Origin of the sequence: Anoxybacillus sp. FSL W8-0382 (assembly GCF_038003845.1) — a bacterium.
Lineage (GTDB): Bacteria > Bacillota > Bacilli > Bacillales > Anoxybacillaceae > Anoxybacillus > Anoxybacillus flavithermus_G.
This window is the reverse complement of the sequence record NZ_JBBOPX010000001.1, coordinates 1332387-1351458: the sequence shown is the minus strand read 5'-3', so window position 1 is coordinate 1351458 and position 19072 is coordinate 1332387. Positions and strand designations below refer to the sequence as shown.

The window sequence follows — 19072 nt, the reverse complement described above, 5'->3', positions numbered from 1 at the left end:
TTTGTTAGTTCCCATTATAAACAAACGAAAAATTTTGTAAATACAAATATTTCTTTATTAGAAAATAAATTTACATTTTTTCGTGGTCCTTAATAAAAATTTGTGCCCTTTCGCCTTTTAACACAGCTTCTTTTTTACGAAACATCGTGTACACAATTAATAACAACGATAAAACACCAAACAAGACAACCATATATTCTAGTCCGATCGTATCTAATAAAAATCCCGTAGCTAACAATACGACTTGGAACGTCACGCGATCAAACATATTTTTAAATGAAAAAAAGCGACCGTGATACAATTTCGGAACGCTCGTTTGAAAAATCGTCGCGATCATCGGAAAAAAACAACCGACGCATATGCCAAACAATCCAAATGAAACGAGCGAAACCCATTTGACATGAGCGAAATATAAAGATAATTGTGTAAAAGCAATAAAACATGTTAATCCATACATCCATTTTACGTATGTTTGTTCACGAGCGATATATTTAATGAGGAAGGCCCCAAATAAAAAACCAACGCCTTCAATCGTATATAACCACCCTTTAATCGAAGGGTCATTTTGTAATTCACTAATATTAATAACCATCAAATTGAATCCCCCAATAAACAACTGCGGTACAATCGTTAAAACAACAGCCGTATAAACAACAGGCAATCCGCGAATGATCGGGAATATGTCTGTAAATCGTTGTTTTTCTTTTGTATAACTGCTTATGTCTCTCTTTTCTTCTTTTATATCAATAAAAAAAGTAAGTAAAAATAACTGTAGATGAGCAAATTTACTAACATAAATTTACAACCAAACAAAAAAGAAGACATGAACCCGATTCCTTGGTTAGAATAGATGTGCCAACAAACCATTCACAAGGAGGTTCATGTCTCATGAATAGATTAGCACATCACCAAGGAATCCACAAGTTTTTGACGATGTTGGGGTTGGCCCTTTATTTCTCGAAACCTGTCATGAAGCATCTCGTTCATATCGTGGATGCGATGATTACAAAGGGCTTTTCGGGAACGCTGACCGATCTACATCATGGGAGTTTTCATCCGAACCATCGCACGACACTGAGCCATTTTTTCACGAAAAGCCCATGGGAGGAAGAGACGCTGCTTCGCAAACTCCAACAGTGGGTGCTTCATCGTGTCGAACGCAGCTCGAAACGAGAGAATCAACCCATTTTTGTTTCGATCGATGATACGATTTGCCAAAAAACGAAGCCCTCGTCACGGGCAACACACGCCATTCAAGGGTGTGATTGGCACTATTCTCACGCAGAGAAAAAGTCGATCTGGGGACATTCTCTCGTTTGGCTCATGGTTCATACGATGACCCAAGCGTTTCCTTTTGCCTTTCGCCTCTACGACAAGACGGTGGGGAAAAGCAAAGGGGAACTCGCGATCGAGATGCTTTCTTCGTTGGATGTGAGTCGACCCGTTTATGTGCTCATGGACTCTTGGTATCCATCGAAAACCCTCGTGGGAGCCTGCTTAAAAAAAGGGTTCCACGTCATCGCGATGCTGAAGACGAATCGGATTCTCTATCCAAAAGGGACGGCCATTCAAGCAAAAGAATTTGCCAAATCTATGGAGCCACGGGATACCCGCCTCGTCACGGTGGGAAAAGAGCGTTATCGGGTGTATCGCTACGAAGGCGCTCTGAACGGTCTCAAGGATGCCGTGGTGCTGCTCGCATGGAAAGCCGATCAGCCGATGACGCCGAAACATCTTCATTGCGTCTTGAGCACCGATCGCGAGCTAAGCGATGAAGAGATCTTGCGCTACTATGCTGCACGTTGGTCGATCGAATGTTTTTTCCGTCAAGCGAAAGACCAGCTGAAACTCGATGGATACCGCGTTCGCGGGCGTCGGGCGGTGAAACGGTATTGGATCTTGGTGCAACTTGCGTATGTGTACAGCATGTTCGAGTCTAACAGTGATTTTTCGGATGGGCTCGATCTCCTGCGCAAGAGAAAAGGACATAGCCTCGTGGAGTTCATTTATCGTGCAGCAAAACAAAATATTCCCATTGATACCGTGAAAAAACAGCTCCACGTGGCATAAGGGGTACCCTGTTTGTCTCTTTTTAAATGGTAATTATTGTAACGAAAATTGCTCAACTACAGTAAAAATAATAAACTGTATGCGACTATTGCGCCAATATATAACGTTTGCAAACTTGTAATCATAAGGAGAGCACCACCAAAGGCGGTACCAGAAATTCGTGATAGCGCTGAAATATTCATATGCATCCCATTGATCGTCATGAGTTGTTTCTCATCCCGCACAACAAGTGGGATGATTGCTTGCAACGTCGGGAAATAGAAAGCAGCTGCGACTTGAATGGAGATCATAAAACATATCATGAGAAAAATAGATTCATATTTTAATGCAAACAGCATAAAAATAACGCTACATACACGACCGATTCCGGCGTATAAAAGAATACGTTTTTTTGCATATGTATCAATCCACTTCCCCGCGATTGGACTAACAATCACACTAGCAAGCAATCCCGAAAATAAAATAAGCGACTTTACAAAGTCAGATGGGACATGCTTTTGCATGAATTCTAAGTTTCCGATAATCCCAAGCCATAAACCAATCCCAGCAATAAACTCACCAATAAAAATAAGAATGACATTTTTATCTTTCCACATATGTATTCCCCTTCATTCCTTTCTATCTTCCAATACATGTATTTTATTGTACAATAAAACGATGCCAATGCATAAAAAATAAGACTGGCATACCACCAGTCTTATTCCACGTCTCCTTCCCAATTCATTATGCCGCCTACCATGTTTTTTACATGGAAGCCGCGTTCAGATAGCCATTCGCACGCTAATGCACTTCGCCCACCTGAATGACAAACAACGATATACGTTTTATTTCGATCAAGCTCGTTTAAACGAGCAAATAGTTGCCCGAGCGGAATATGGCGCGCATTTGGAATTTTTCCTGCCGCCACTTCATGCACTTCCCGAACATCCAGAACTTCGACATTTGCTTCATGACGTAGCTTATCCGCTTGTGTCGGTAAAATGTTTTCAAACATACCTACTCCTCCTACTTCACACTCGAGTACAATTTATAACCACCGTCTAAATTTTTGGCTTCAAAGCCATGTTCTTTTAAAATACGAGTAGCTAAATATCCGCGCAAACCGACTTGACATGTCACATAAATCGTTTGATCTTTCGGTAATTCATGGAGGCGGTCGCGCAAATCATCAAGTGGAATGTTGATGCTTCCTGGAATTGCTCCTCTTGTTTCTAATTCTTTCGGTGTGCGAACGTCAATGAGCAATCCACCGTTCGCCACAATATTATCAATTTCATGCCATTGCACCGTTTCTACCATACCATCTAACAAGTTTGACGCTACATATCCAGCCATATTGACTGGATCTTTTGCTGATGAAAACGGTGGAGCATAGGCCAATTCTAAATCTGGTAAATCATATACTGTCAATCCACCTTTTATCGCTGTGGCAATAACGTCAATACGTTTGTCCACGCCATCTTGTCCGACTGCTTGCGCTCCATAAATGCGACTTTGACGATCAAAAATTAATTTTAACGTCATTTGTGTTGCGCCTGGATAATAGCTCGCATGGCTCATTGGATGAACGTGAACAACTTCATAATCGATGCCGTGGTGTTTTAATATTTTTTCGTTCAATCCTGTGGCTGCTACAGTCATATGAAAAATTTTAGCGATTGACGTGCCGAGTGTTCCGTTGTACTTCACATCATGGCCATTAATGTAATCAGCAACAAGCCGCCCTTGTCGATTCGCTGGCCATGCGAGCGGAATGAATGTTTCAAATCCATGAATGAAGCTTTTCACTTCAATAGCATCACCGATCGCAAAAATGTTCGGATCAGACGTTTGTAAATGTTCGTTCACTTTAATGGCACCACGAAAACCAAGTTCTAATCCTGCCTCTTTCGCCAATTGGTTTTCTGGCTGGACACCAATGGCTAAAATAATCATATCTGTTTCGATCGTGCGTCCACTTTTTAACACGACGCGCCGTCCTTCGTTTTCAAACGCCTGTACGCCATCTTCTAAAATCAAGTCAACGCCGTGCTCTTTCATATGTGTATGCACAATCGCTGCCATCTCGTAATCGATCGGTGCCATCACTTGATTCGCCATTTCTACAAGCGTCACATGCACACCGCGTTCTGTTAAGTTCTCAGCCATTTCTACACCGATAAAGCCACCACCGATAACGACAGCTCGTTTCGGTTTTTCATTATCAACGAACGAGCGAATACGATCCGTATCAGGCACATTGCGCAACGTAAAAAGCGCTTTTGCTTCGTCTATACCTGGAATTGGTGGGACGATTGGTTTTGCCCCTGGCGATAAAATAAGAACATCATACGGTTGTTCATATTGTTCATCTGTTCGTAAATGTTTTACCGTTACCGTTTTTCGCTCACGATTAATACTCGTCACTTCACTTAAGTTACGCACATCAATACGAAACCGTTTTGACATGCCATCAACCGTTTGAACAAGCAACTTGCTTCGTTCTTGAATGACATCCCCAATGTAATAAGGGAGCCCGCAGTTTGCGAATGAAATATATTCACCGCGTTCAAACATAATGATTTCATCTTTTTCGCTTAACCGACGCAAACGTGCCGCAGCGGAAGCACCTCCAGCCACACCACCAACAATGACGATTTTTCTCATTGTACATCCCCTCTGTATACAAGTACGTGTAACCGTATTATAACAAACAATTGCTTCATAAAGTTTGAACAGTTAGTGACATTTTACCATATTTAACTCTTTTACATGCTCGTGCCCTTTTATATAATATCCTTCTATTGAGAAATGATAACGTCTAAGTAAACGGATCGCGACATTTTTCGCTAGATTGCTTTTTGCAATGACAATCACTTGACGGTTCGGAATGGTTTGATAATAACGTTTTAAGTATGCAACGGGAACGCGGAGAGCCCCATTCATTTCGTCTGCCTCGTTGTAGTCACGTACATCAAGCAACGTCACTTGTTCATATGATGATAAAGACGTCAACTCTTTGACACCACGAACAGGTACATAGCGATAATATAAAGCATATAGCACGAGCACACCGATTACTATATAAGTCATGTTGTCTTACCTCCCTTTTACATCATACCCTAACAGGTATATAAAATCAATAAAAAAGAGCTGATTTTATTCAGCCCTTTTTAGTGTAAGCAACCTCTGTTTTAATTGTTCTTCCATTTCAACAAGCTCTCGTTCCACTTGCTGACGCTTCATGCGCCCTTCTTGTTGAATTTTCAATGTTTCTTCAAGTGTTTCTAATAAATTTTCTTGCGTCTTTTTTAACGTATCGATGCTAACAAGCCCTTCTTCATTCTCTTTGGCTGCTTCAATCGTATTCATTTTTAACATTTCCGAGTTACGCAGCAACAGCTCATTCGTCGTTTTTGTTACCGCTTTTTGTGCCTCTACCGCTTTCTTTTGGCGGAAGAGCGTTAGTGCGATAACAAGTTGATTTTTCCAGAGTGGAATGGCTGTTAAAATGGACGATTGAATACGTTCAACTAACGTTTGATTGACATGTTGAATGAGCCGAATTTGCGGTGCCGTTTGAATTGTAATTTGTCGACTTAATTTTAAATCATGAATCCGTTTTTCAAGTCGATCAGCAAATTGAATCATATCATTGACTTCTTGCACGTCCATTTGATTTTGTGACTGTAATGCCTTTTTCTCTAGCTCTGGAATCGTTTTTGTTCGCAGTTGCTCTAATTTCAACTCCGCTGCAGCGATGTAAATGTTTAAGGCATCAAAGTATTCTTTATTTTTTTCATATAATGTTTCTAACATCATAATGTCACGAAATAACATTTGACGATGTTTCTCAAGTTGATCCGCGATGCGATCAATCTCCACACCAAGTTTTTGATATTTAGATAAAATATGTTGAACGGACTGTGTAACAGATTGAAGCATGCGAGCTAAGAAGCTTTTTTTAGTCATTGTCAATTCTTCTACATTAACTTCTCTCATTTTAATCATAAGTTCATGAATGACTTCCCCAACAGGTCCAACATCTTTCTTTTGCACATGATTTAAAATCGAATGGGAAAAGCGTGACAACTCCGCTTGCGCTGCTACTCCATATTGTAAAATAGCTTGATGATTGCGCGGATCAATTTGCTCAGCAAGTGCTAACGCCTTCTGTCGATGCTCTTCTTTTAATTGATCAATGAGACGCGGAGATGATGGATTGACGCTTGCTTCTGTCACTTCGCCAAATGGACTGGCAAGCAACGAATCGATCGAACTTGTCCAAAGCATTTCATCGTTTTTGCTCATGCTTTTTCTCCTCCGTCACTGTTATTGTATGTTTTGTTGGTAAAGAAAAGGGATCGTCTGATGCAATCGTATGTTTCACAAGCTTTACTTCCGTCTTTAAATCAAACAAATCTTCTTCAAGCATGTCCAACAGTTCATTTTCCGCTTTCATTAGCGCCAGATCAAGTGCTCCCTCTGCTTCCCTCATCGCCTGTCGAATCTCCTCACTTTTTACGGGTTGTTTTGTTAAATAACTGTAGATGAGCAAATTCGCTAACATAAATTTACAACCAAACAAAAAAGGAGACATGAACCCGATTCCTTGGTTAAAATAGATGTGCCACAACTATCCACAAGGAGGTTCATGTCTCATGAATAGATTAGCACATCATCAAGGAATCCACAAGTTTTTCATAACGTTAGGGTTGGCGCTTTATTTCTCGAAACCTGTGATGAAGCATCTCGTTCATATCGTGGATGCGATGATTACAAAGGGCTTTTCGGGAACACTGACCGATCTACATCACGGGAGTTTTCATCCGAACCATCGCACGACACTGAGCCATTTTTTCACGAAAAGCCCATGGGAGGAAGAGACGCTGCTTCGCAAACTCCAGCAGTGGGTGCTTCATCGTGTCGAACGCAGCTCGAAACGAGAGAATCAACCCATTTTTGTTTCGATCGATGATACGATTTGCCAAAAAACGAAGCCCTCGTCACGGGCAACACACGCCATTCAAGGGTGTGATTGGCACTATTGTCACGCAGAGAAAAAATCGATTTGGGGACATTCTCTCGTTTGGCTCATGGTTCATACGATGACTCAAGCGTTTCCTTTTGCCTTTCGCCTCTACGACAAGACGGCGGGGAAAAGCAAAGGGGAACTCGCGATCGAGATGCTTTCTTCGTTGGATGTGAGTCGCCCCGTTTATGTGCTCATGGACTCTTGGTATCCATCGAAAACCCTCGTGGGAGCCTGCTTGAAAAAAGGGTTCCACGTCATCGCGATGCTGAAGACGAATCGGATTCTCTATCCAAAAGGGACGGCCATTCAAGCAAAGGAATTTGCCAAATCTATGGAGCCACGGGATACCCGCCTCGTCACGGTGGGAAAAGAGCGTTATCGGGTGTATCGCTACGAAGGCGCTCTGAACGGTCTCAAGGATGCCGTGGTGCTGCTCGCATGGAAAGCCGATCAGCCGATGACGCCGAAACATCTTCATTGCGTCTTGAGCACCGATCGCGAGCTAAGCGATGAAGAGATCTTGCGCTACTATGCTGCACGTTGGTCGATCGAATGTTTTTTCCGTCAAGCGAAAGACCAGCTGAAACTCGATGGATACCGCGTTCGCGGGCGTCGGGCGGTGAAACGGTATTGGATCTTGGTGCAACTTGCGTATATGTACAGCATGTTCGAGTCGAACAGTGATTTTTCGGATGGGCTCGATCTCCTGCGCAAGAGAAAAGGACATAGCCTCGTGGAGTTCATTTACCGTGCAGCGAAACAAAATATTCCCATTGATACCGTGAAAAAACAGCTCCACGTGGCATAAGGGGTACCCTGTTTGTCTCTTTTTAAATGGTAATTATTGTAACGAAAATTGCTCAACTACAGTTAAATAAATATATTTATCAATAATGGTAACAATGGAGTCCAATGTTGTGTTAAAAAACGGTTGCGCGACAGCGAGACGATCTGGTTGCTTTTCGACAATTTCAATTATTTTTTGACAGATGGAGTATAAACGAGAAAGCTTAGAAAACATCGAAATCGAACGAATTCGCCATAAACTTTGTCCGATTTTCCGAACCTTTTTTTTCGCATCTTTCAATCGCTCGTCTTTAAAATCATGCAATCGATCCTTCTTTTCTTTTTTCTTCATGTAAACGGAATAAATCACTCCTACACTTACACCAATCAAAAATGAAATGAAAAAAGGCAAACGAAATGCAAGCAGCGAGATCAGAGCACTAAATAAACCGATATTCCATGATACAAACCATCGCCATATTGTTCGAATGAACCGTTTCATTGTTGTCCTCCCATCGTCTATGTTCCTTTATTTTACTATGATTTTTTATGAAATGAAAATGATGACTATATTACGTACGAACGAGAAGATATGTTTCGACTTTGACAAAAAAAGACGCAACATGTCGTTGCATCTTTTAGTTCGAATCGAAACGAACGATACGAATCCGCTCTCCTCCAAAGAGCGATATTTGCTTCGTTTGTTCTCGTTCATCTGTCACCATTTTCACTTCATATAGGCCTGGAACATACTCTCCTACTTTCACTAACGATGCATTCGTTTCACCGACGTATGTGTCGTTAATCAAAATACGAGCCCCTTGCTCGTTCGTTTGCACATATACATGATACAGCGTCGGTTCAAATTTGTACGTTCCTTGCGACAATTTCATTAAAAAAATCGGCGGAGTTGACGTTAATCCTTTTATGTAAACTCGATCATCTTTTTGTTGCGCTAACTCTTTCCTTATTTGGTCATAACCCTCTGGATGTTTACGTAAATACGCAAAAAGTGGTAAAAGTGACGCCTTTTCTTCTAATGGAGCATCAATGAACTGTTTCAACGTATTCATATCTTCTTGACGTAACGCGGTGATGAATTGCTCAATTACTTTCTGTTCACTCGTCTCTTGTTTCGCCACTCCCCATGCACCGACGACACACGCGCTTACAACGAATAATAAACATACAAAAACAAATCGTTGTTTTCGTTTTCGTCGTTCGCTTCGTGTCATCGCTTCTTTTTGTAATCCCCCTTTTTCATTCACACGTATTTCCCCTCTTTTCTCATATTTACATCATCATATGTATGAGAAGAAAAGGGAAAATATGAGAAAGAGAAGGGGCTACACACCATATATGTACATCACGGTGTGCGCCTTGTCAACGATAACGTCACAACTTCCCAATATGCCTACTTTTTCTTGCTTGTGTACCATTTTACAAACAGGCTTTCCATGCCGAATGAGAATAATCATGCACGCTTTCCTCCCATCATTTGAAACATAACAGCATACAACCATGCGCTACATACGGCAAGTAACATTAAAATAAAAAACGTCCAATGATACGCAAAAGGAAGCGTCAAAGCGAGTGGAGCCATCATGCGCCCAAGCGTAAAACGTAGGCTCGCTGCAGCAAAATATTGTCCACGCATATGATCAGGGGCTAATCTAGCGACAAATGTTTGTTGTAAACCAACCGTCATAAGTTCCGCAAGTGTAAATATACCGATTAAAATGACCATGATCCAAAGGGATGTCGTTTGACCGAAAAAGAAAATAGCGAGTCCATACAAAAGAGAGGACCATACAAATACCGACTTTTTTTTGTAGTTTCCCATCCATTTCGTTACCGCCACCGTAAATAAAGCAACAAGCAATCCATTTTCAGCAATAAGTACACTAAATGCTTTTTCTCCGCTCAACGAAAGTGACCAATGATCGGTAGAAATTAACGTTTGCTCTGAAACAACGTCTTTCACATACACAGGGATTAAAATATCAAGTTGCATAAACGTTTGGGCAACGAGGACACCAGCAATGATAAACAAAAGAAACGTGCGGTCTTTCGCAATAAGACGATAATTTTTTAATTGCTCAACAAAAAAGGTGTACCATGTTCCTGTCGTTTTCGCCCACAACGGTGCCGTTTCCTCTAAGTAAATGAACAAAACGGTAGCAACAATTGCACAAAATATTCCGGCAACGAGCAGTAAGTAAAAAAAATGTTGTGGATAAAAAATTCCTCCAAGTAGCGGACCAATAACGACCATTACATTATTCATCGTGTAAAATACAGCAAATACACTACTTTGATCCTTTTCTGCCACGACATCGGCAACCATCGCTTGACTAGCAGGCCAATAAAGTGAACCGCATACGCCTACGAGGGCAAAACAAATAAAACTCATCACAGGTGATGAGAATAGTGGAGAATTGACTAATGCAAATAAGAAAAAAGCAACTGCCTGCCCACACGCAGCGAGCACCATCATTTTTTTTCTTCCAAAGCGATCAGCAAAATACCCTCCAAGTAAATTAGCAATTACCGAAAATAATTGCGAAATAACAAGCAATACACCTGTTTTTTCTCGACCGAATATGCCAGAAAAATAAATAGCGATAAAAGGAAATATCATCCAAAAAGTAACTCCAACGAGTGATTCCCCAATTAAACGAATACGTAAGTTTCGATCCCAATCTCGTATTCGCATCGTATCCCCCCTTAAAAACAACTATTTTTTTATTATACCATTTTCGTACAAAAATTTCTCTTGTAAAAAAATATTGACAAAAATACAAAAAATTAAGAAAATAAAATCAGAAGGAAGTGAACACAATGAAAATAATGAAAAAATATTATCGTCTCATATGCGACAGTTGTGACAATTATAACGTTACTTCCTGCTTTTTTAATCACAAATGATGTAGGCGTTGTTGATGCATTTCTTTCTGCCATAAAAGATTAAATCTCCTGCCTAGGCAGGAGATTTTTTCATCCATTTCCGCAATACCCCATGTTTTGGAGCGATCCATAATGAAACAAAGAAGATGACACCGGTTGATACAGAAATTGCTCCAGAAATAGAGACGTTGAATGCTGTCGCTCCCACGTAGCCGATCACCGATGCCAATACACCGATAAAAGCACTACATATAAGCATCGTGCTAAGTCGATCCGTCCACAAGTAAGCCGTTGCACTTGGTACAATAAGCATCGCTACAACTAAAATGGCACCAACACTATCAAATGAGGCAACAGTCGTTAACGACAACATCCCCATTAATACGTAGTGAATCAGCACGACCGGAATTCCAAGCGTAATTGCCATTTCACTATCAAATGAGCTAATTTTTAATTCTTTGTAAGCAAAAACAATAACGAATATATTGATCGCTAAAACAAATCCAAGCAACCAAACGGCTTTCGGTCCAATACTTCGTCCGCCAACTTCCAGCACATCCCACGGCACAAATGCAATTTCACCCATCAGCGCATGTTCGACATCTAAATGAACACGATCTGCGAATAAGGAAATGAGGACAACCCCGATCGCAAACAAGCATGTAAACACAACCCCGATGGCTGCGTCACTTTGCACCCCCTTTTGATGCAACAATTGGACGAGAAATGTTGTTAGCAATCCGACAAGCAAAGCGCCGATGAGCATAGACACCCCTTGCAGTTGATGGCTTACCATATACGCCCCCACAATTCCTAGCAATACGCTATGACTGATCGCATCAGAGAGCATCGACATTTTCCGTAATACGAGAAATGTACCGACTAATCCACAGTTAATCCCGACAAGAGTTGCAGTAAGCAAAATCCAAATCGTATAACTCATAACTGCTCCCCTCGCTCATACATTAGTTGTTTCACGCGCAATTTTTTTCTTTCTACATGCCGACGAATGATTTTGCTACATAAACCACGTTTCGGGGCGAATAAAAACGAGAAGAGAAACAGAGCCGTCGCAAAAATAATAACGAGTGGACCGGTAGGCACATAAGCAATCAAACTCACATATGCCCCAGCAACTCCAGATAAAGCACCAAATACGCCGGCTAACAATGTCATCCATCCGAGTCTTTCAGTCCAATATCTTGCAGCTAACGCCGGCGTAATGAGTAGCGCAGACATTAACACAACGCCCACAGCCTGTAAACCAATCACAACAACCGAAACGATTAAAAACATAAGCACACCATTCAACAACGACACAGGTATACCGACTCCTTGCGCAAATGCTCGATCAAATGTAATGATTTTGAACTCTTTGAAAAAAAAGAGGATCGTTATAACCATTAGTACAGCCGTTATGGTTAAAACGTTCACATCATTTCCAGTTAACGATGCTGCTTTTCCGAACAAAAAGTCATTGATCCCGCTCTGATTTCCACCTTCATGTTGATTAATCCATGTTAATAGCACAATGCCTAAACCAAAAAATACAGACAATACGATGCCAATGGCAGCATCTTCTTTAATGCGCGTATGTTTTACAATAAACTGAATAAATACTGTTGCCATATAACCTGAACAAGCAGCACCAATTAAAAAAACGAGAAGCGATTTTTGTCCATAGAAGAGAAAAGCGATACAAATGCCTGGTAACGCGGCATGTGCCATTGCATCCCCTATTAAACTTTGTTTCTTCAGCAAGGCAAACGTGCCAATCATCCCACTCGCCAATCCGAGCAAAGCCATGCTTGTAAATACCCATTGAACATTAACATCCATTTCGTTCACCCCACAATATGTGTGGTAGAGAGAAAAGTCACTTTTCCACCATACGTGTTTTGAATATGATCATACGTGAATGTGCGTTCTGTTTCACCAAACGCTATGACACATTTATTTAACAATAAAACATAATCGAAATAATCTCGCACCGTTTGCAAATCATGATGGACAACCAATACCGTTTTTCCACGCGTTTTTAGTTCATTTAACAGTTGAATAATCGCTTTTTCTGTTGCGGCATCCACTCCAACAAACGGTTCATCCATAAGATAAATAGAAGCATCTTGTGCGAGTGCACGCGCTAAAAACACACGCTGCTGCTGTCCACCAGATAGTTGGCTAATTTGCCGTTTCGCATAAGACAACATGCCGACTTTATCTAAACATTGCATTGCAATCTCTACGTCTTCTTTTCGTGGTCGTTTCCATAGTCCGATATGACCATATCTCCCCATCAATACAACATCAAGCGCATTCGTTGGAAAATCCCAATCAACAGAATTTCGTTGCGGAACGTATCCGACAAGATGTCTTTGCTTCTCATACGGTTGACCATATACGAAAACATTCCCGTGCATACGCGGAATAAAATTTAACATCGCCTTCATTAATGTTGATTTTCCTGCTCCGTTTGGACCGATAATCCCTACTAACTTTCCTTCTGGAACAGAAAATGATACGTCTTCTAATACAAGTTGCCGATCATACGCAACTGTCATTTGGTCAACAACTAGCGGATTCATCGTCCTTCCCCCTTCAATGCTTGTGCAATCGTTTTAACATTGTAACGATACATACCAATGAACGTCCCTTCTTCAGTCCCCTTTTTTCCGAGCGCATCTGAAAATAGTTCTCCACCAATCGAAACGTGATGGCCACGCTGTTTTGCTCCTTCAACAACCGCTTCAATTGCCTTTTTCGATACACTGCTTTCCACAAATACAGCTTGAATATTTCGGTCAACAATCATATCAACAAGTTCTTGAATATCTTTCAATCCGTATTCTGCATCTGTACTTAACCCTTGTAGGCCAACTACTTCGATATCATACGCACGACCGAAATAATGAAAAGCATCATGGGCTGTAATTAAAACACGCTGTTTTTTTGGAATGGCGTTCATCTCTTTTTTGGCTTCCTCTTTTAACTGCATGAGTTGAGATTCATATGCTTCTGCTCGTTTTTGATATATTTGTTTATGTTTCGGATCCACTGCACTTAATTCGTCTCTTACCTTTTGCGTTGCATATCTCCACAAATCAAGATCAAACCATATGTGCGGATCATACACTCCGTCTATTTCAATTAACTTCTCTTTCGGAATCGTTTCACTTACTGCGACGACTTTTTTCGTTTTTGACATTTTTGTGAATATTTCTCCGAGTTTTCCTTCTAAATGAAGCCCGTTATAAAAGATGATGTCTGCTTGACTTAACTTCTGAATGTCACCTTGTGTCGCTTTATACAAATGCGGATCTACCCCTGGCCCCATCAACGCTTCCACATGAACATACTCTCCCCCGACATGTTCAACTAAATCTGCAATTTGCCCCGTTGTAGCGACAACGTAAATAACGTCTTTTTTAGGTGCTTTCGTTTCACAACCGAACAACAATAATAAAACGGTCCATACAACCAACCATTTTTTCATATACATCCTCCTTCAAAAGTTGTATAAGGATATAAAAGTTTCCTCAATGCAACATAAAGCCAAAAAAATTTGTTTGCCGCCCATTATATGCCCATTATATGCATGAACAAAAAACGTGTGACATGTGGAACAAGCAAACAATGATGATTAAGGTTAAAAAAGTTTCTTTAAACCAAATTTAATTTTATCTTATTCTTTTCTTTTCTCCCTGTCAATATTTTAATTTTCAAAAAAAGAAGTTTTCATTCATCTCATGCTATAATATCGATTGTCCGACACAAAAAAAACAACTGTTTTTTAGAGGTGAACAACATGACGAAAACAGAATTGAAACAAAGCATCGGCTTTATTACAGCAACAGCCATCGTCGTTGGTACTGTGATAGGATCCGGTATCTTTATGAAACCCGCTGTTGTCATTGAAGCAACTGGAAATTCAACATTTGCTCTTCTCGCTTGGATTATCGGGGGAATCATTACGTTAGCTAGTGGGTTAACGATTGCAGAAGTGAGCTCAAAAATTCCTGAAACAGGTGGATTGTACGTATATATTGAAAAAGTTTACGGGAAGTTTTGGGGCTTTTTATGCGGATGGGTACAAACGATCATTTACGGTCCTGCCGTTATCGGTGCACTAGGGCTGTATTTTGGTACACTGTTTGCAGGTATTTTTTCTCTACCAAAAGAAAGCGAACTTTGGATCGGGATCATGGCAGTCTTGTTTTTGTCCGTTGTAAATACGCTCGGCTCACAGGTTGGTGGAATCGTTCAAAGTGTTTTAACAGCGGCGAAATTATTACCTATTTTTCTTATCATTGTCTTCGGGGTGTTCAAGGGTAATGTACCTATTTTCGGCATGGATAGCGACTCTAGTCAAGCAATAAACTTCGGGGCGGCAGTTTTAGCAACATTGTGGGCGTACGATGGATGGATGAACGTTGGGTTTGTTGCTGGGGAAATGAAAAACCCTGCGAAAACATTACCGAAAGCGATTATTACCGGTATTCTTATCGTGATGTTTGCCTATGTAGCTGTGAATGTAGCATTACTTCACGTGCTTCGCGCTGATGACATTGTTGCACTCGGTCCGAATGCAGCGAGTGAAGCTGCAACCATTTTATTCGGGTCATTTGGTGGAAAATTGATCGCTATTGGCATTTTAATTTCTATTTTTGGTTGTTTAAATGGAAAAGTACTCACGTTCCCTCGCATGCCATTGGCAATGGCAATAGATGGGCTATTTCCACTTGCTCGTTATTTTTCTCGCATCCATCCAAAGTGGCGCACACCTGTATTAGCAACGTTCATGCAAATTACTATTGCAACTATCATGATGTTACTTGGTAATGCAGATCGCTTAACGGATATTGCTATTTTTAGTGTCTTTTTATTTTACGGCTTTGCTTTTTATGCGGTATTTTTATTACGAAAATCATTACCATCTAACGAACAATTATATCGAGTGCCATTTTATCCTTTCACCCCGATTGTTGCTATTGTTGGCACAGCATATATTATTATAAGTACGGTACTCCATGCACCGCTCGATACATTTTTATCGATTGTTGTGACGATATCTGGCATTCCGGTGTATTATATCGTTACAAAAAAGCGACAAGGATAACCCTTTGTCGCTTCTTTTAATAATCTCTTCCTTTTCCTGAATCCGTCACGTCAAGTAACGGTTCTGGATAAGGTTGAAAATATCGTTGTTTCAACAAATATTCGTTTTGATAGCGAATGGCCCATGAACGAATGACGGCTGTTACACTACTTAGCGGCAGCTTGCCTGCCCGATATTTTTCTAACAGCTCATGGACATACCGTTTTTCCTCACCATAATGCCACACTACCCGTACTCCTTTCACACATATTTTCGCTTATCATATCGCATAAACAGAAAAAATACACGCATCAATGTGTTGAAAAAAACAAAAAATTTTGAATTTGAACGTTTATACAAAAAAATGATTGATTATATCGTCACTTTGTTTTATTATGCTTTATGTTGCCTATTTTACTATAACTTAATTATTATTTATTCGTATTTGTGTATTTGTATAATTTTATACTTTCATATTTATGCAGTCCTTATCGCTCATTTATATTTCTGAATCATTTTGCTATATTGACTATTTTCATTTTTATATTACGATAGTAGTAATGTTATGTATCCGTTTTCAAAACATAAAATGGAAGGTGGTTTTAGAAAATGAATGTCGTACAAAAAGAAAAACATACACAATCGCATCATCTCTCTGACATACTGAAATTTCTTATTCCTTCGCTTGTTGGGGTATTTTTATTTATGATCCCTGTTCCTTATAAAGGCGAGATGACGATCCCTGTAGCTATTTTAGCTAAATGGGTCGAAGGAAACTTTTCTTCAGTCATTCCGACAATTTCTGTTTTATTTATGTTTATCGCTACGGTTGGCACAATCGTTGCAAAAATTGCTTATCCTTCTTTCATCATGAACAGCCCATTTCTTCGGCGTTTATTCGATGTGAATGGTTTGTTCGTCGTTGCGCGCATCGTTGGAACAATTTTAGGAGCGATGACGTTGTGGCAAATCGGTCCGGAATGGGTATGGTCAGAAAATACAGGTGCTTTGCTGTTGTATAGTCTCATTCCCATTTTGTTTTCCGTCTTTTTATTTGCAGGCTTGTTTTTACCTTTACTATTAGATTTCGGATTACTTGAATTATGTGGCGCACTTTTAACAAAGATTATGCGTCCGGTATTTAAATTACCTGGTCGCTCGTCCATTGACTGTATTGCTTCTTGGTTAGGGGACGGAACGATCGGCGTATTGTTAACAAATAAACAATATGAAGACGGCTTTTATACGAAGCGGGAAGCAGCGGTGATTGGAACAACTTTTTCCGTTGTATCGATTACATTTAGCATCGTTGTCATCACGTATATGAAACTTGAACATATGTTTGGCGCATACTATTTTACGATCGTCGTTGCTGGTCTTGTAGCCGCGATCATTATGCCGCGTATCCCTCCATTATCAAAAAAGCCAGACACATATTATCATGAACATCACGCTCCCGTTGATGAAACAGTACCAGCTGGCTATACTCCTTTTCAATGGGGATTAAAACAGGCAACAGAAGTGGCACAGCGCAATAACGACATGGGGAAATTATTGAAAAACGGTGTACAAACCGTGATCGATATGTGGTTAGGCGTATTACCTGTCGTTATGGCCATTGGAACGGTCGCACTAATTATCGCCGAAACAACACCGGTATTTGAATGGCTCGGTAAACCGTTTGTACCGATCTTGACGCTCCTACAAGTGCCAGAAGCGTCAGCCGCTGCACAAACGATGGTTGTCGGCTTTGCGGACATGTTTTTACCTGCCATTATCGGTAGCGGCATTGAAAGCGAATTTACTCGCTTTGTTATCGCTTGTGTTTCTGTAACACAATTGATTTACATGTCCGAAGTAGGCGGATTGCTACTTGCGTCAAAACTACCAATTACGTTTAAGGATCTCGTTGTCATTTTCCTTCTTCGCACATTTATTACGTTACCAATTATCGTTTTTATTGCACATTTCATTTTTTAACGCAAAAGGGCAGTCATCTCGCCCTTTTTTTATTTCACTTTTATTTGTCCATCCCAATGGCGCGTTTGATTCATAGTATGGAGAGAGGTGACGTATATGCTTAAACAACATATCGGAAAAACAATCGGCTTATTCGTTAGCCAACTTGTATTGTTACCAGAAATAATGGCTATGAACGGTACAATTGATTTAACACAACTCCATGGAACAGAATTATATGTTGTCATTGGTTTTTACGTGTTTCAGACGATTATCGGCATTTATTTTGGTAATCGATATGATCGAAAAGCTTGTGTAAAAGATCTAATATATCAGCTAAAAAGCAAAGACTTTGCTGCGAGTACATTCGAAAAAATCGCAGCGCTCGTTGATCGCGACCCAGATAGTCGTTTAACAATCTATTTGCTCCAAACGAAAAAAGACAGTCATCCCCAACAACAAACTGCCTTCGAACAGCTGTTAGTCGAGACAACGAGAAAAAGTGACATCGTAGCCAAATGGTCAAATGACCAGTATTTAATTATCGCTGTCGAAAATAACGCAAAACCATCTACAATAATTAAGCGAATTAAACAAAATAGCCCGATATCTTTTCTCGTCGGCTATGCGACATATCCAATCGAAGGGGAACAATTACAACAGTTATTACAAGTTGCGAAAGAACGCATGTATGCTACACGTACGACAAAATAAGCGATTCAAACACATATATAAAAAATAGTTTGTCCATTTCGACAAATTATGATAAGATGACGGCAAAGGCATTTCATCAAACTCCTCTTCATATTTCCCACTAGAAATGCCGTATACCTTTATGATGAAAGGTAGGTGAATCAGGCGTGCAAGAACAACTTCTCCTCCAGCTCGTTAACCTCGTCCAAAACTTATCCGAAGACATGCAATGGATGAAGCAAGAAATACAAACAATGAAGCAAGAGATGCATGAATTAAAAACAAAAGTGCATAAGCAGGAAGAAGATATTCATTGGTTAAAAGAGCAAATGAAAGAAAATACGGCAATGATTAAGGCTATTCGAGACAATCAATTAGAACAACGTAGCCTTCAAGATGCTATGCGTCATGAAATTGCCCACATTCGTGGGGAAATGGCTACAAAGCAGGACATTGCCTATATCCACGAACGACTTGACTATCAACTCGGCCGTATTGCACGTGCAGAGGAAGAATTGCACATGCTCAAAAAAGCAAACTAAAAGCAA

General features: G+C 40.4%; 20 protein-coding genes and 1 pseudogene. 6 read left to right on the top strand and 15 right to left on the bottom strand.

The window, feature by feature from the left end; translation table 11 throughout:
- Positions 1-70: 70 nt before the first annotated feature.
- Positions 71-592: an MFS transporter gene (locus tag NSS60_RS07140; protein ID WP_340720764.1), complete on the bottom strand. Its 522-nt coding sequence runs from the start codon at positions 590-592 to the stop codon at positions 71-73.
- A gap of 296 nt (positions 593-888) precedes the next feature.
- Here NSS60_RS07140 and NSS60_RS07135 point away from each other — a divergent pair, with 296 nt between their 5' ends.
- Positions 889-2070, top strand: a complete 1182-nt coding sequence (locus NSS60_RS07135; RefSeq protein WP_088223189.1) for an IS701 family transposase — start codon at positions 889-891, stop codon at positions 2068-2070.
- 62 nt (positions 2071-2132) lie between these two features.
- On the opposite strand, the pseudogene NSS60_RS07130 reads toward NSS60_RS07135, so the two are convergent.
- The 6 genes and pseudogenes from NSS60_RS07130 to NSS60_RS07105 all read right to left on the bottom strand — a co-directional run.
- A pseudogene (locus NSS60_RS07130) lies at positions 2133-2666 on the bottom strand (MFS transporter); the annotation flags it as partial.
- Between the two features lie 101 nt (positions 2667-2767).
- Complete coding sequence (locus NSS60_RS07125) at positions 2768-3064, bottom strand: rhodanese-like domain-containing protein (protein WP_004890191.1); 297 nt, start codon at positions 3062-3064, stop codon at positions 2768-2770.
- An 11-nt stretch (positions 3065-3075) separates the two neighbouring features.
- A complete protein-coding gene (gene cdr, locus NSS60_RS07120; RefSeq protein WP_004890189.1) occupies positions 3076-4716 on the bottom strand; it encodes a CoA-disulfide reductase in 1641 nt (546 codons plus the stop codon).
- A 72-nt stretch (positions 4717-4788) separates the two neighbouring features.
- Positions 4789-5142 carry a sulfurtransferase gene (locus tag NSS60_RS07115; protein ID WP_340720763.1) on the bottom strand — a complete coding sequence of 118 codons (354 nt, stop codon included), beginning with the start codon at positions 5140-5142 and terminating at the stop codon, positions 4789-4791.
- Between the two features lie 66 nt (positions 5143-5208).
- Entirely contained in the window at positions 5209-6360 is a 1152-nt protein-coding gene (locus NSS60_RS07110) for a toxic anion resistance protein (RefSeq protein ID WP_004890184.1), read from the bottom strand.
- The gene (locus tag NSS60_RS07105; protein ID WP_340720762.1) at positions 6344-6619 is read right to left on the bottom strand and encodes a 5-bromo-4-chloroindolyl phosphate hydrolysis family protein; all 276 of its coding nucleotides are present in this window, start codon (positions 6617-6619) and stop codon (positions 6344-6346) included. Before NSS60_RS07105 ends, NSS60_RS07110 begins: the two co-directional genes overlap by 17 nt.
- A 91-nt stretch (positions 6620-6710) precedes the next feature.
- On the opposite strand from NSS60_RS07105, the gene NSS60_RS07100 reads away from it, so the two are divergent.
- Complete coding sequence (locus tag NSS60_RS07100) at positions 6711-7892, top strand: IS701 family transposase (protein ID WP_088223288.1); 1182 nt, start codon at positions 6711-6713, stop codon at positions 7890-7892.
- Positions 7893-7925: 33 nt separating this feature from the next.
- On the opposite strand, the gene NSS60_RS07095 is transcribed toward NSS60_RS07100, so the two are convergent.
- The 7 genes from NSS60_RS07095 to NSS60_RS07065 all read right to left on the bottom strand — a co-directional run bounded on the left by NSS60_RS07095 (position 7926) and on the right by NSS60_RS07065 (position 14270).
- Positions 7926-8372 carry a 5-bromo-4-chloroindolyl phosphate hydrolysis family protein gene (locus NSS60_RS07095; RefSeq protein ID WP_340720761.1) on the bottom strand — a complete coding sequence of 149 codons (447 nt, stop codon included), beginning with the start codon at positions 8370-8372 and terminating at the stop codon, positions 7926-7928.
- A gap of 136 nt (positions 8373-8508) precedes the next feature.
- Entirely contained in the window at positions 8509-9138 is a 630-nt protein-coding gene (locus NSS60_RS07090; RefSeq protein WP_004890179.1) for a PEGA domain-containing protein, read from the bottom strand.
- 206 nt (positions 9139-9344) lie between these two features.
- Positions 9345-10586, bottom strand: a complete 1242-nt coding sequence (locus NSS60_RS07085) for an MDR family MFS transporter (protein ID WP_004890176.1) — start codon at positions 10584-10586, stop codon at positions 9345-9347.
- A 264-nt stretch (positions 10587-10850) separates the two neighbouring features.
- The gene (locus tag NSS60_RS07080; RefSeq protein ID WP_004890174.1) at positions 10851-11720 is read right to left on the bottom strand and encodes a metal ABC transporter permease; all 870 of its coding nucleotides are present in this window, start codon (positions 11718-11720) and stop codon (positions 10851-10853) included.
- On the bottom strand, positions 11717-12616 hold the full coding sequence (locus NSS60_RS07075; RefSeq protein ID WP_004890171.1) for a metal ABC transporter permease: 900 nt from the start codon (positions 12614-12616) through the stop codon (positions 11717-11719). Before NSS60_RS07075 ends, NSS60_RS07080 begins: the two co-directional genes overlap by 4 nt.
- 5 nt (positions 12617-12621) lie before the next feature.
- Entirely contained in the window at positions 12622-13362 is a 741-nt protein-coding gene (locus tag NSS60_RS07070) for a metal ABC transporter ATP-binding protein (protein WP_004890169.1), read from the bottom strand.
- Positions 13359-14270 (bottom strand): metal ABC transporter solute-binding protein, Zn/Mn family, encoded by a 912-nt coding sequence (locus NSS60_RS07065; RefSeq protein ID WP_004890167.1) that lies wholly within the window; start codon positions 14268-14270, stop codon positions 13359-13361. Before NSS60_RS07065 ends, NSS60_RS07070 begins: the two co-directional genes overlap by 4 nt.
- A gap of 312 nt (positions 14271-14582) precedes the next feature.
- Between NSS60_RS07065 and NSS60_RS07060 the strand changes: the two genes are divergently transcribed.
- Positions 14583-15893, top strand: a complete 1311-nt coding sequence (locus tag NSS60_RS07060; protein ID WP_004890165.1) for an APC family permease — start codon at positions 14583-14585, stop codon at positions 15891-15893.
- Positions 15894-15909: 16 nt separating this feature from the next.
- On the opposite strand, the gene NSS60_RS07055 is transcribed toward NSS60_RS07060, so the two are convergent.
- Positions 15910-16119, bottom strand: a complete 210-nt coding sequence (locus tag NSS60_RS07055) for a DUF1722 domain-containing protein (protein ID WP_035018628.1) — start codon at positions 16117-16119, stop codon at positions 15910-15912.
- Positions 16120-16481: 362 nt separating this feature from the next.
- Between NSS60_RS07055 and NSS60_RS07050 the strand changes: the two genes are divergently transcribed.
- The 3 genes from NSS60_RS07050 to NSS60_RS07040 all read left to right on the top strand — a co-directional run bounded on the left by NSS60_RS07050 (position 16482) and on the right by NSS60_RS07040 (position 19066).
- Positions 16482-17852, top strand: coding sequence for a YjiH family protein (locus tag NSS60_RS07050; RefSeq protein WP_004890162.1), 1371 nt, complete (start codon positions 16482-16484; stop codon positions 17850-17852).
- Between the two features lie 96 nt (positions 17853-17948).
- A complete protein-coding gene (locus NSS60_RS07045; protein ID WP_035018626.1) occupies positions 17949-18545 on the top strand; it encodes a Stand-alone sensor domain-containing protein in 597 nt (198 codons plus the stop codon).
- A gap of 146 nt (positions 18546-18691) precedes the next feature.
- Positions 18692-19066 (top strand): hypothetical protein, encoded by a 375-nt coding sequence (locus NSS60_RS07040; RefSeq protein ID WP_081254018.1) that lies wholly within the window; start codon positions 18692-18694, stop codon positions 19064-19066.
- Positions 19067-19072 lie beyond the last annotated feature (6 nt).